General features: G+C 72.2%; 9 protein-coding genes. 7 read left to right on the plus strand and 2 right to left on the minus strand.

What is annotated here, in order from left to right; genetic code table 11:
• Nucleotides 1-62 precede the first annotated feature (62 nt).
• On the minus strand, nucleotides 63-2,324 hold the full coding sequence (locus tag AC6CCG_RS25855) for a family 78 glycoside hydrolase catalytic domain (protein ID WP_496657628.1): 2,262 nt from the start codon (nucleotides 2,322-2,324) through the stop codon (nucleotides 63-65).
• Nucleotides 2,325-2,419: 95 nt separating this feature from the next.
• Between AC6CCG_RS25855 and AC6CCG_RS25860 the strand changes: the two genes are divergently transcribed.
• Together AC6CCG_RS25860 and AC6CCG_RS25865 are read left to right on the plus strand one after the other, a co-directional pair.
• Entirely contained in the window at nucleotides 2,420-3,199 is a 780-nt protein-coding gene (locus tag AC6CCG_RS25860) for a GntR family transcriptional regulator (protein ID WP_496657629.1), read from the plus strand.
• The gene (locus AC6CCG_RS25865; RefSeq protein ID WP_496657630.1) at nucleotides 3,196-3,960 is read left to right on the plus strand and encodes a sulfite exporter TauE/SafE family protein; all 765 of its coding nucleotides are present in this window, start codon (nucleotides 3,196-3,198) and stop codon (nucleotides 3,958-3,960) included. The genes AC6CCG_RS25860 and AC6CCG_RS25865 overlap by 4 nt, the downstream gene beginning before the upstream one ends.
• A gap of 9 nt (nucleotides 3,961-3,969) precedes the next feature.
• Here the strand turns inward: AC6CCG_RS25865 and AC6CCG_RS25870 are convergent, their stop codons facing one another.
• Nucleotides 3,970-4,188, minus strand: coding sequence for a hypothetical protein (locus tag AC6CCG_RS25870; protein ID WP_496657631.1), 219 nt, complete (start codon nucleotides 4,186-4,188; stop codon nucleotides 3,970-3,972).
• 148 nt (nucleotides 4,189-4,336) lie between these two features.
• On the opposite strand from AC6CCG_RS25870, the gene AC6CCG_RS25875 reads away from it, so the two are divergent.
• The 5 genes from AC6CCG_RS25875 (at nucleotide 4,337) to AC6CCG_RS25895 (ending at nucleotide 12,427) form a co-directional block, all read left to right on the plus strand.
• Entirely contained in the window at nucleotides 4,337-5,755 is a 1,419-nt protein-coding gene (locus tag AC6CCG_RS25875) for a magnesium chelatase (RefSeq protein ID WP_496657632.1), read from the plus strand.
• Nucleotides 5,752-7,719 carry a vWA domain-containing protein gene (locus AC6CCG_RS25880; protein ID WP_496657633.1) on the plus strand — a complete coding sequence of 656 codons (1,968 nt, stop codon included), beginning with the start codon at nucleotides 5,752-5,754 and terminating at the stop codon, nucleotides 7,717-7,719. Before AC6CCG_RS25875 ends, AC6CCG_RS25880 begins: the two co-directional genes overlap by 4 nt.
• Before the next feature lie 10 nt (nucleotides 7,720-7,729).
• A complete protein-coding gene (locus AC6CCG_RS25885; RefSeq protein WP_496657634.1) occupies nucleotides 7,730-8,605 on the plus strand; it encodes an alpha/beta fold hydrolase in 876 nt (291 codons plus the stop codon).
• Nucleotides 8,606-8,766: 161 nt separating this feature from the next.
• Nucleotides 8,767-10,608, plus strand: a complete 1,842-nt coding sequence (locus AC6CCG_RS25890; protein WP_496657635.1) for an ABC transporter ATP-binding protein — start codon at nucleotides 8,767-8,769, stop codon at nucleotides 10,606-10,608.
• Nucleotides 10,601-12,427 (plus strand): ABC transporter ATP-binding protein, encoded by a 1,827-nt coding sequence (locus AC6CCG_RS25895; protein WP_496657636.1) that lies wholly within the window; start codon nucleotides 10,601-10,603, stop codon nucleotides 12,425-12,427. Before AC6CCG_RS25890 ends, AC6CCG_RS25895 begins: the two co-directional genes overlap by 8 nt.
• The last annotated feature ends 157 nt before the right edge of the window (nucleotides 12,428-12,584 follow it).

The raw sequence follows: 12,584 nt of genomic DNA on the forward strand, positions 1-12,584 counted from the left end.
CGGCGCGGTAGGCGGAGCCGGAGGGCGCACTTTCGCCCGGAGTGTCCGAAAAAGTTCGACGTCTACCTGAGGTACGGACTTGTCCGGACCAGGTGCTCGCCGGGGTCCAGCGGGACCTCGCAGGTGAGCCAGCGGCCGTCCGGACGCAGCCGTACGGTAGCGCCGTCCAGTTCGACCTCGGGCACCGGGCCGGTCGGTAGCGAGAGCCGGCCGGTGCTGCCCGGCGGGACCTGGAGCCGGTACTCCTGCCGGTCGCCGGTGCGGTCGGCCCGCACCGCGATGGTCCCGGCCGGCACCGGCAGCCGTACCTCCGCGTGGTCGAGCGTCCCCGGTTGCGGCCGGAACCTGAACGACCGGTAGCCCGGCTCCAGCGGCCGCAGCCCGAACAGTCCCTGCGGCAGTAGGAATGCGGGCGACGCCGCCCAGGGATGGGAGTGGCTGAGGTTCGGCTTGAACGCGACGTCCCAGGCCTCCATCGTGGCGCCCGCGCCGAGGTCCAGCATGTGCCGCCAACTGCGGTTTCCCGGTGCCGTGATCAGCGGCAGCGCGACGTCGCCGGCCGCGTGGTCGAACAGGCCCTCGAGCAGGAACGCCGCGGCGTAGACGCTGCAGGCCATGCCGCGTCCGGCCAGGTCGGCGACCACCCGGTCGACCCGGTCCGCCGGCACCGCGCCGGCCCAGAGCGGGAACAACTGCGCGTGGATCGCATGGTGGTCCAGCCGCCGGCCGTCGGCGTCGAGGCCGTCAACGTAGGCCTGCCGCTCGGGGTCGAACAGGTGCCGCTGGATCGCGTCGCGCAGCCGGTCGGCGGTCGCGGTGTAGCGCTCGGCGTCGGCCGGTTCGCCGACGGCTCGGGCCAGGTCGGCGGCCGCCCGGAAGCAGCGGTACGCCAGCGCGTTGATCACCGTGTTGACCTCGCCGAACAGGTAGCCGTCCCGTTCGCTCGGCGGCCAGTCGACCAGGTCCCGGTCGAACCCGCCGCGGTCCAGGTCGCCCGGTCGGCCGCCGTCGCTCGGCTTGCGGACCAGCCCGGTGCCGGGGTCGATCCAGCGCAGCGGCAACAGCTCCGGCAGCCGGTGGTACTGCTCGCGGACCTGGCCGTCGTCGCCGGTGGTCCACCACAGGTCGTGGACGGCGAGCAGTCCGAACAGCGGCCATTCGGTCGGCCAGGTGCGATGCGCCAGCGTGAAGTCGACCGAGTAGCGGGCCAGCGCGGGATCGGGGTCCAGGCACAGGTGGGCGCGCTGCTGCAGATAGGCGTCCGCCTCGTACGGCAGCCGCTCGCGGGTCCAGGAATCCACGTAGAGATTGAGGTTCAGCGCCTCGATCGTGTCTGCCGACAGCCGCCAGACGCGGTCCAGGTCCGGAGCGGACGAGGAGAAGGCCGCCGCCTCGCTGTCGTAGGGGGACCGGTAGGCGGCCGCTCGCACCTCGGTCAGCTCGGGATCGCCGTCGAGCGTCCGTACCTCCAGGTAGCGGAACACCCGCAGTCCCCAGGTGGCGAGCTCCTGGTCGCCGTCGGCGAGGGTCCAGACGTCGCGGTAGACGTTGCCGGTGCTGAGCCGGTGGCGTACCGCCGGCTGCTGCTGAGCCTCGGGATCGAGGACCTCGCCGAAGCGGAGCTCGATCCGGTCACCGGCTCTCGCCCGGGCGCGGACCAGCGCGCCGCCGGCCCAGGTCCGGCCGAAGTCGAGGACCAGCCGGCCGGGCTCCCGGGCGATGACCCGGGCCGGCGGCTCGGCGTGCCGCCGGACCGGCGGGACCGCCGACGGCTCCAGACGGTCGAACGGATCACGGACCGCAGCAGCCGGCCACGGAGCGGCGAAGCCGGGGGAGTCGAACCCGTGCGGATAGCGGCGGGCGTCCAGGTCCTCCACCGGTGCCGCGAAGACGGCGGTGCCGATGCTGCCGGCCTCCGGATGGACGTCGTCGCCCGGGAACGCCTGCCAGTCGGCGCCGCTGCCGAACCTGGCCCGGGTGCCGTCGGCGTACTTGATCGTGATCATGGCCTGGCAGCGGTGGTCGGCCGTCGTGTACAGCAGGGCGCCGACCGTGTTCGGGCCCGCCCGCAGCAGCCCGGTCAGGTCGTACGTGTCGTAGCGGGACTCGTCGCCGATCGGCCGGGTCGGCCCGACGCCGAGCACGGTGCCGTTGAGGTGGGCGCGGTAGACGTACTGCAGGGCCGGGCGCGTCGAACTCGCGGTGATCGCCAGGGTCGCCCGGGTCACCGGGCCGGGTGCGGCGTCGAAGTCGTACCGGAGGAAGCACCAGTCGGGCAGCGGATCACCGACGGCCCAGATCGGCGTCGACCCGGTCCAGTCCATGAGGACGACCTCCTGGTTGAAATGTTTCAGGCGGGCTCAGCCTAGCGTGGGAACCCGGGTGGCGTAACTCTGGCGGAAGTGGGTACGGTGGAGCGATGCCGCCCTCCGCCGACCGCCGACCGCGTCGGATCCCCGCCGACCAGACCTCGGCGCGGCCGCGCCGGGACCGGGCCGAGCGACTGGCCGACGACCTGCGCGGCCGGATCCTGGCCGGTGCCGTGCCGCCGGGCGACCGGCTGGACGAGGCGTCGCTGACGGCCGAGTTCGGGGCCTCCCGCAACGCCGTCCGCGAGGCCCTGGACCTGCTCCGCGGCGAGGGCCTGATCGAGCGTCGCCGCGGCGCCGGGACCCGGGTGCTGGCGGCGAAGTTCGGCCACGGGCTGGACCGACTGGCCGGCCTGGCCGAGGCCCTGGCCGACCGGGGCGCCGTCCGCAACGAGGTGCTCCGGGCCGAGGAGCTCGCCGAACATCCGGAGCCCGGTTCGGACCGGCTCGGCCTCGGCCCGGGCGAACCGGTCGTCCGGTTGGAACGACTGCGGCTGATCAACGACGAACCGTTGTCGCTCGACCTGAGCTACCTTCCCGCCGACGTCGGCCGGCCGTTGCTGGACGCCGACCTCGAGGGCACCGACGTGTTCGCGCTGATCGAGGCCGGCGGGCACCGGCTCGGGCTCGCCGAGGTCACGGTCCACGCGACGAACGCCACGGCGGCCGTCGCGCAGGCGCTGCGGATCGAGCCCGGGGACGCCGTTTTCACCATCGAGCGGTTGACCCGGCTCGCCGACGGCCGCCCGGTCGACGACGAACTGCTCCGGGTCCGGGCCGACCGGTTGTCCCTGCACGCGACGCTGCACCGCGGCGCCGGGCCGCGATGACCGACGTCTCGCTTCCGGTGGCGATCCTGCTCGGCGTGATCGGGGTGGCCGGCGGCATCGGCATCACCGCGGTCGGGCCGGGCGGCGTGCTGCCGACGATCGGACTGTTCGCCCTGACCGGGCTCACGCCGAGCGCGGTCGCCGGCACCGCGATCGTCACCCACGTCGCCACCGGCCTGGTCGGGACCGCCGCCTACCACCGGTCCGGCCAGCTGCGTGACCCCGCGACCCGGCGCACTGCCGGCTGGCTGGCCGGCACCGCCCTGCTCGGCACGCCGGTCGGCATCATGATCAACTCCGTGCTGTCGCCGCGCTGGTTCGGCGTGCTGCTGGGGGCGTTGGTGATCACCGCTGCCGCCCTGGTCCTGGTCCGCGAGGTGAGCCGGAAGCCTTCCCCCGTACGGCATCCGCCGGTCTCGCTGGTCGCCGGCCTCGGCCTCCTGGTCGGTGCCGCGGCCGGCGTGATCGGGATCGGTGGCCCGATGCTGACCGTGCCGCTGCTGGTCGCCGCCGGCACCGAGATTCTGGAATCCCTGGCCGCGGCGCAGGTCCAGTCGGTGATCATCTCGGGCGTCGGGACGATCGGCTACCTGGCGCAGGGCGCGGTCGACTGGCGGCTGGCGCTGATCGTCGGGGTTCCGGAGCTCATCGGAGTCCTGATCGGCTGGCGGATCGCGCACGCCCTCCCGACCAAGGTGCTGCGCTATGCGCTGGTGATCATGATGATCGGCCTGGCCCCGTACCTGGCCCTGTCCCACTGACCGTTCGGGCTAGCCGGGCCGGACCTCCGTCGGCGTGAACACATCGGTGCCCGGGTCGTACCTGCCGGTCACGACGAACTCGCCCCAGCGCGCTCCGCCGGCCTCCTCGAAGTGGCCCCGCAGATCGGTCCAGTTCCAGCCGGCGAGTTTCGGCCCGGTGCACTGCGGCGGGTACGACTCCGCGACGCCGTCCAGGCACAGTTCGGCCCCGGAACCGTCGTCGATCACGGTGGCGTGATGCTTCCTGATCTCCTGCTCGGACGAACCGGAATGCAGGCGGCGCAGAGCAGGACGACCCCGGCGACGCCGCCGGCCACGGTGAGAACTCGGCTCATGATCCGAGTATCCGCTTGCGGGGCAGTCGTAGGGTCGATTCATGAGCCTGCATGATCATGCCCGGCCGGCCAATCTCGGCGAGCTTCGGGCTTCCGGCTATCAAACCCGTACGGTCAAGGAGGAGCTCCGGGCCAATCTGCTGCGCCGGCTCCGGGCCGGCGAGGAGGCGTTCCCCGGCATCGTCGGCTTCGGCGACACGGTGCTGCCCGACCTGGAGACGGCGCTGCTGGCCGGCCACGACCTGGTGCTGCTCGGCGAACGGGGGCAGGGCAAGACCCGGCTGATGCGGACCGTCGCCGGGTTGCTGGACGAGTGGAGCCCGGTGATCGCCGGGTGCGAGATCAACGACGACCCGCTGGCACCCGTGTGCGTACGGTGCCGGCGGCTGGCCGCCGAGCGCGGCGACGACCTGCCGATCGCCTGGCGGCACCGGGACGACCGGTACGCCGAGAAGCTGGCCACGCCGGACACCTCGGTCGGCGACCTGATCGGCGACGTGGACCCGGTGAAGGTCGCCGAGGGGCGCACGCTGGGCGACCCGGAGACGGTGCACTACGGCCTGGTGCCGCGGGGCAACCGCGGCATCTTCGGCCTGAACGAGCTGCCCGACCTGGCCGAACGGATCCAGGTGGCGCTGTTCAACGTGCTGGAGGAGCGGGACATCCAGGTCCGCGGCTACTCGCTGCGGCTGCCGCTCGACCTGTTCCTGATCGCGACCGCGAACCCGGAGGACTACACCAACCGGGGCCGGATCATCACCCCGCTGAAGGACCGGTTCGGCGCCGAGATCCGTACCCACTACCTGACCGAGGTGTCCGACGAGATCGGCCTGCTGCGGCAGGAGGCCCGGCTGGTGGCCGACGTCGGTGATCATCTGCTCGAGGTGATCGCCCGGTTCACCGCGAACCTGCGCGAGTCCTCCTCGATCGATCAGCGGTCCGGTGTCTCGGCCCGGTTCGCCATCGCGGCCGCGGAATCCGTGGCGGCTGCTGCCCTGCGCCGGTCGGCCCGGCTCGGCGAGGACCCGGCGGTGGCCCGGGTCGGTGATCTTGCTCCGGTGCTGCCGACCCTGCTGGGCAAGATCGAGTTCGAGCTGGGGGAGGAGGGCCGGGAGCGGGCCCTGCTGGAGCACCTGCTCCGGCTCGCGGTGGCGGTGACGTTCCGGGAGCGGCTGGCCGGCGAGGACCTGTCCGGCTTCACCTCCGTGTTCGCCGAGGGCGGGCTGGTCGAGACCGGCGACGGCACCACGGCCGAGGGCCTGCTCGGCCAGGTCGGCCCGGTGGCCGGGTTGGCCCGCGTGCTGGACCGGCTCGGCTACCGCGACGGCGCCAACCGGAGCCAGGCCGCCGACGCCGTCGAGTTCGTGCTGGAGGGCCTGCACCTGACCCGGCGGATCGACAAGGACACCATCGACGGCCGTACCGTCTACGGCTCGGCCGACCGGGAGGACCTGGAATGAGCCGTTTCCGGTACGGGCCGTGGCGCGGCGGGCCGGACCCGCTCGCGCCGCCGTTCGACGTGCGCGCGGCGATGGACCGGATCGGCGAGGACGTACTGGCCTCGTCCAGCATCGAGGAGGCGCTGCGGGACCTGCTCCGGCAGGGACTGGACGGGCAGGGCGGCCTGGACCGCTTGTCCGAACGACTGCGCCGGCTCCGGGAACTGGCCCGCCGGCGCGGTGATCTCGGCGGCACCCTTGATCAGGTACGGGCAGCGCTGGACCAGGCGCTGGCGACGGAACGGGACGCACTGGCCCGGTCGGACAGCCCGGACGCCCGGCTGGCCGAGATGGAACTCGCCACGCTGCCCGACAACGCGGCCGGCGCGATCCGGGCCCTGGCCGACTACCGGTGGACGTCGCCCGAGGCGAAGGAGATCTTCGACTCGATCGCGCACCAACTGCGCCGGGAGGTGCTGGACTCCCAGTTCGCCGGACTGAAGCAGGCGATGGAGTCGCCGGACCCGGCCGCGATGGCGGCGGTGAAGGACATGCTGGCCGACCTCAACGCGCTGCTGGCGGCGCACGCCCGGTCCGAGGACACCACCGAGCAGTTCCGGGAGTTCATGGCCAAGCACGGCCAGTTCTTCCCGGAGAACCCGCAGAACGTCGAGGAGTTGATCGACGCGCTGGCCCGGCGCCAGGCCGCCGCGCAACGGATGCTGAACTCGCTCAGCCCGGAGCAGCGTGATCAACTCGGCCAGTTGATCAACCAGGCACTGGCCGACGCCGACCTGGCCTCCGAGATGGCCCAGCTGTCCGACAACCTGCGTGCGCTGCGCCCCGGCCTGGACCGGGAGTCCCGGGTCGGCATGCGCCAGGGCGGCGAACCCCTCGGGTATTCGGAGGCGGTCCAGGCCGTCGCCGAGCTGGCCGAGCTGGAGGATCTCGGCGCCCAGCTGTCCCAGTCCTATCCCGGAGCGACCCTGGACGACATCGACGTCGACGCGCTGGAACGGCACCTGGGCCGGGACGCCGTGGCCGATCTCGACGCGCTGCGTGATCTTGAACGGGAACTGGAGCGGCAGGGCTTCCTGCGCCGCGACGAGAACGGGCTCCGGCTGACGCCGCGGGCGGTGCGGCGGATGGGGCAGACGGCGCTGCGCCGGGTGTTCCAGCAACTCGCGGCGTCCGGGCTCGGTGATCATGATGATCACCGGACCGGTTCCGCCGACGAGCTGGTCGGCTCGACCCGGCCCTGGGTGTTCGGCGACGAGCTGCCGATCGACGTACCGCGGACGGTGGCGAACGCGTACCGCCGGACCTCTTCCCTGGAACGGATCCCGGGCCGCGCGCTGAAGCTGGACGTGGCCGACTTCGAGGTCGCCGAGACCGAGCGGCGGACCGCGGCGGCCGTCGCCCTCTGCGTCGACCTGTCGTTCTCGATGCTGCAGGACGGCCGCTGGGCCCCGATGAAGCAGACCGCACTGGCGCTGACCCAGTTGATCGAGACCCGGTTCCGGCAGGACGCGCTGCAGGTGATCGGCTTCAACCGGCTGGCCCGCCAGCTGTCCGGCGTCGAGCTGGCCGAGATCGAACCGGAGTGGATCCAGGGCACCAACCTCCAGCACGCCCTGATGCTCGCCGGCCGCCACGTCCGGCGTCACCCGGAGGCCGAACCGGTGGTGCTGGTGATCACCGACGGCGAGCCGACCGCCCACCTGACCGTCGGCGGCGACGCCGTCTTCCACTACCCGACCACGCCGCAGACCGTCCGCGCGACCGTCGCCGAGGTGGACGAGCTGGCCCGCTACGGCGCGGTGATCAACACCTTCATGCTCGGCGACGACCCCGGCCTGGCCCGCTTCGTCGACGCGATCGCCCGCCGCTGCGGCGGCCGCGTCTTCACCCCGGACACCGACCGCCTGGGGGAGTACGTCGTCTCCGACTACCTGAGATCGCGCCGCGGCCGCCGCGCCGCTTAGCATCGGCAGGGTGACCGATCTGCAACGAGGCCTCGACACGGTCGACCAGTGGTTCCTGCCGAGCGACGGCTTCGATCTCTACGTGCGGGAGGCCGGGACCGGGACGCCGGTGATCATCGTGCACGGCGGCCCGGGCGTCGAGCACAGCGAGCTCGTCGAGCCGATGACTCCGTTGACCGAGCGGCATCGGGTGCTCTGGTACGACCAGCGCGGGTCGCTCCGCTCACCGTGCGCGGACCTTGATCAGTTGGAGTCGATCACCTTCGAGGCACACGTCGGAGACCTGATCCGGTTGGCCGAGGAAGTCGGCCCGGCGTCGGTCGTCGCGCACTCGTACGGGACCGTGATCATGATGACGGCGCTCCGAAGGCGGCCGGAGCTGTTCCGGTCCATCGTGCTGACTGGGGCCATCCCGTCGACGGGCTTCAACCTCGCAGGGCGTGACCGCTGGAACGCTCAGCGGCGAGACCTGGCGGCAGCCAGGATCGCCGAACTCGGCCTCGACCGGGACGATCTCTCGGCCCGGGAGGCCCAGCTGCGGTGGCGGATCGAGTTCGCGACGTTCAACGCCGTCGCCGAGGATGCGTGGCTGACCCTGCGCTGGCCGGGCCGCTCCTGGTATCGCGCCGACGTGGCGGTCCGTGGCGGTCAAGGCTGCCCCGAGTCCTTCGACTACACGGCCGACCTGGCCGCCCACCCACATCCGGTCACGGTGATCATGGGCGACTCCGACTACGCCGACCTGGACCTTGAGACCTGGCGCTCGATCTGCGCAACGCACCGGTCGCTGCGGCTCCGGGTGCTCGATGGCTGCGCTCACAGTCCCTGGTACGACCGGCCGGACCTGTTTCGGACCGAGCTGCGGGCGGCGTTCGGGCTGGACTGACCTGGCTGAATAACCCGGTGCGACGGCCGCCCGTTCCGGCCTAGGGTGGGCAGCGCTGACGTCTTCGGGCGTCCGCCGGGCCGCCGCGCAGAAGATCGTCCTCGCCGCCTGCTCCTTCTCGAGCAGCTGCGGCCGCTGGTTCCTGCCCGAGGAGAATCCCGGTGTCCACCGTCACCACGCCCTTTTCCGTTGCCCTGCGCCTCCTGGTCGGCTATGTCGCGAGCACCGACCGACTGCGGTTCGCCGGGTTCGTCCTGCTGGTTGTCATCGAAGGGCTGCTCGGTCCGCTCGCGATCGCGGCCGGCGGCCTGGCCGTGGGCCGGGCGCAGCCGGCCTTCGACGCCGGCCTGGGTTCCCCGGCCGCTGCCGAGCTGGCGGCCGCGATCGGGCTGGCCGGACTCGCGTTCGCGGGCGGCCAATTGATCACGCCGCTCCGGGATGCCGTCGCCACGTCACTCGGGTCAAGGGTGGCGCAGCGGATGCGGGAGCAGTTGCTCACGGCGACGGTCGGGCCGCCGGGGCTGGCGCACCTCGAGGACCCGGGAACGGCGGAGGAGATCCGGCGGGCCGGCGAGTACGAGTGGGCCGACCTGGCGCCGTTGACCACGATCGTCCAGCAGCTCGGCCACGCGTTGAAGACCGTGATCAGCGCCGCGGGAGCTGGAGTCCTGCTGGCCGGGTTCGCCTGGTGGGCCCCGCTGGTGTTGATCGTGGCCGCGATCGGTACCCACCTCTGGATGGCGGGCAACGAGCACGAGATCGTCGAGCAGCACGAGGCGCACGCCGGCGAGCAACGCCGGGCCGACTACTTCCGTGATCTTGCGCTGGACCCGCCCGCGGCCAAGGAGGTCCGGTTGTTCGGGCTGGCCGGTTTCCTGGCCGGGCGGGCGCGGCGGCACCGTACCGCCTACCTCCGGCACGTGTGGCGGGCCCGCCGGGCCAACCTGCGGCCGGTCCTGCTCACCCTCGGCACGATCGCGCTCTCCAACGGTGCCGTCCTGGCGGCCCTCGGCCACACGGCGGTCGCCGGGCAGCTGAGTGCGGCCGATCTGACCGTGCACGTCCAGGCGTTGATCGCCCTGCAGTCCCTGGGCCATCCGCTGCTCGCCACCTGGTGGGTTCGGCAGGGCGCCGCCGCCCTGCCTCATCTGCAGGGACTCGCCGAACGCACCCACCGGCTGAGCTTCCGGACCCGAGGCTCGGTCCCGGCGAGCGGAACCCCGCGCCGGGAGCTCAGGCTCAGCGGCGTTCGCTTCCGCTATCCAGGGCACGATCGTCCGGTCCTCGACGGGGTGGACCTGACGATCCCGGCCGGGAGTTCACTGGCCATCGTGGGCCGCAACGGTGAGGGCAAGACGACCCTGCTGAAGCTGCTGGCCAGGTTCTACGACCCCGACGAGGGCGCGGTACGGGTCGACGGCACCGACCTGCGCGACCTCGACCTGCCGAGCTGGCGGGCCCAGCTCGCGGTGATCTTCCAGGACTTCATCCGGTACGAGCTCACGGCGCACCAGAACGTCGGCTTCGGCAGACTCGCTGCGGCCGGCGATCTCGAGGCAGCCGAACGGGCGGCGCGGCGGGCGGGCGCCCTGGAGTTGATCAAGGACCTGCCCGACGGCTGGCAGACCGTCCTGTCCCGGCATTACCGCGGCGGCGTCGACCTGTCCGGCGGCCAATGGCAGCGGATCGCGCTGGCCCGCGCGCTGCGGGCGGCGGAGGCCGGGGCCCGGCTGCTGGTGCTGGACGAACCGACGGCGGCGCTCGACGTCCGGGCCGAGGCGGCGCTGTTCGAACGGTTTCTGGAGCTGACCGCCGGTACGACGACGGTGCTGGTCACCCACCGGCTGTCCAGCGTCCGGCACGTCGATCGGATCGCCGTGCTGGACCAGGGCCGGATCGTTCAGCACGGCCCCCACCAGGAACTCATGACGACCGACGGACCGTACCGCCGGATGTATCGGCTGCAGGCCCGGCGCTTCGACGAAGGAGCCCACGATGCATGATCGACAACGGCATGATCACGATCTGCCCGGATCGTTCCGGACGCTCGCCTTCACGTTCCGGATCGCGGCCCGCTCGCACCCGGGCCTGACCGCCGGGACCCTGCTGCTGATCCCGGCCAGCTGGGCGGTCGGCAGCCTGCAGGCCCTCTGGTTGAAACAGCTGGTCGACGGCACGGTCGGCGGACTGGCCGGTGCCGTGGTCCTCGCGATCAGCCTGCTGGCGTTGACGAATGTGATCGGCTGGACGGCCGGTGCGATCGGCGACCGGATCCGCCACACCTACCAGGAGAAGGCCGGCCTGGTGCTGGAGCAGCGGCTGATCGAGACCTCCGCCGGGCTGACCGGCATCGAGCACCTGGAGCACCCGGAGCAGCTGGACCGGCTCGATCCGCTGCGCAAGCAGGCCTGGATCGTGCACTGGACGTTTGAAGCGCTGGCCGAGACCGTCGGCGCCGTCGCCCAGACCACGTTGACCCTGGTGCTGCTCGTCGCCGTGCACCCGGCGCTCCTGCTGCTGCCGCTGTTCGGCCTGCCGGCGGTGCTCGTGGCCAGAGGTGCCGCTCGGGACGAGCAGGCCGCGCAGGAGCGGACCGGTGAGCAACGACGCCGGCAACGGCACCTGGTGAACCTCGGCTCGGGAGCCTCACCCGGCAAGGAGCTCCGGGTGTTCGGCCTCGGCCCGGCCCTGTTCGACCTGAGTCGCAAGGCATGGCGGACCGAGCATCGGGACCGGACCCGGGTCGCCTGGGTCGCGGCCGGCCGGAAGGCGGCCGCCACGTTGATCATGGCGGTGGGCTTCAGCGGCACCCTGCTGCTGGTCGGCGCCGGAGTCGCGACCGGGCAGGCCGTCGTCGGTGATCTTGCTCTGGCGGTCGTCCTGGCGGCGACGATGAGCGGCAACCTCGGCCTGGTGGTGGACATGACGCAGTGGTTGGTCGGCTGTCTGGCGGTCGGCAGCCGGTTCCTCTGGCTCCATGATCGTGCCGAGCGCGAACGGGTCCGGCTGGAACGCCTCAGGTCGGCCGTACCCGAGCGGCTGCGGTCCGGGATCTCCCTTCGTGGCTTGACCTTCCACTACCCGGGCACGAAACGGTTGATCTTCGACGATCTCTCCGTGGAGCTGCCGGCGGGGCGTGTCACGGCCGTCGTCGGCGAGAACGGGGCCGGCAAGTCGACCTTGATCAAACTGCTCTGCGGGATGTACCGGCCCGACGGCGGCGCCGTCCTGATCGACGGAATTGATCTTGACGAGCTGGACCTGGAGGCTTGGCGACGCCGCTGTACGGGCGCCTTCCAAGATCACGCCGCGTTCGAGCTGACGGTACGGGAAGCGGTGACCCTCGGCGATCTCGACCGGGCCCCGACCACCGGGGACGAGACGGTGCACCGGGCCCTGGCCGAGGCTGGGGCGGCGGGGCTGCTCGGCAAGCTGCCGCACGGGCTGGACACGCAGCTCGGCACCACCTGGCCGGGCGGCGTCGCCCTGTCCGGCGGCCAGTGGCAGCAGCTGGCGCTGGCCCGCGGACTGCTCCGGGAGCAGCCACTGCTCACCGTCCTCGACGAACCGACGGCGGCGCTCGATGCCCACACCGAGGACGCCCTGTTCAGCCGCTATGCCGAGTCGGCCCAGGACCGCAGCCTCGCGGGCGGGATCACCCTGCTCGTCTCGCACCGCTTCTCGACCGTACGGGCAGCCGACCACATCATCGTGCTCGACCGGGGCCGGGTGATCGAGCAAGGTGATCATGAAACGCTGCTCCGCCGGAACGGGCACTACGCCGAGCTGTACCGGCTCCAGGCCGACGCCTACACCGACTGACGCAGCTACTGGACGAGCAGGCAGAACGGGTGCCCGGTGGGATCGGCGAGGACGTAGAGCGGCTCGCCGTCGTCGTCGTTCCGGTCGTGCAGCAGCCGGTCCCGAGCTCTCGGCCCGGGCCCGGTGTCACTCGAGCCCCTCCTGCGACTCGACCCGG

It is taken from the genome of Microlunatus sp. YIM B11417 (genome assembly GCF_059617205.1).

Excerpts from the sequence above, each read along its gene's own strand:
- AC6CCG_RS25855 (WP_496657628.1), bottom strand. The coding sequence starts at position 2,324 with ATGGACTGGACCGGGTCGACGCCGATCTGGGCCGTCGGTGATCCGCTG.
- AC6CCG_RS25860 (WP_496657629.1), top strand. The coding sequence starts at position 2,420 with ATGCCGCCCTCCGCCGACCGCCGACCGCGTCGGATCCCCGCCGACCAG.
- AC6CCG_RS25865 (WP_496657630.1), top strand. The coding sequence starts at position 3,196 with ATGACCGACGTCTCGCTTCCGGTGGCGATCCTGCTCGGCGTGATCGGG.
- AC6CCG_RS25875 (WP_496657632.1), top strand. The coding sequence starts at position 4,337 with ATGAGCCTGCATGATCATGCCCGGCCGGCCAATCTCGGCGAGCTTCGG.
- AC6CCG_RS25880 (WP_496657633.1), top strand. The coding sequence starts at position 5,752 with ATGAGCCGTTTCCGGTACGGGCCGTGGCGCGGCGGGCCGGACCCGCTC.
- AC6CCG_RS25895 (WP_496657636.1), top strand. The coding sequence starts at position 10,601 with ATGCATGATCGACAACGGCATGATCACGATCTGCCCGGATCGTTCCGG.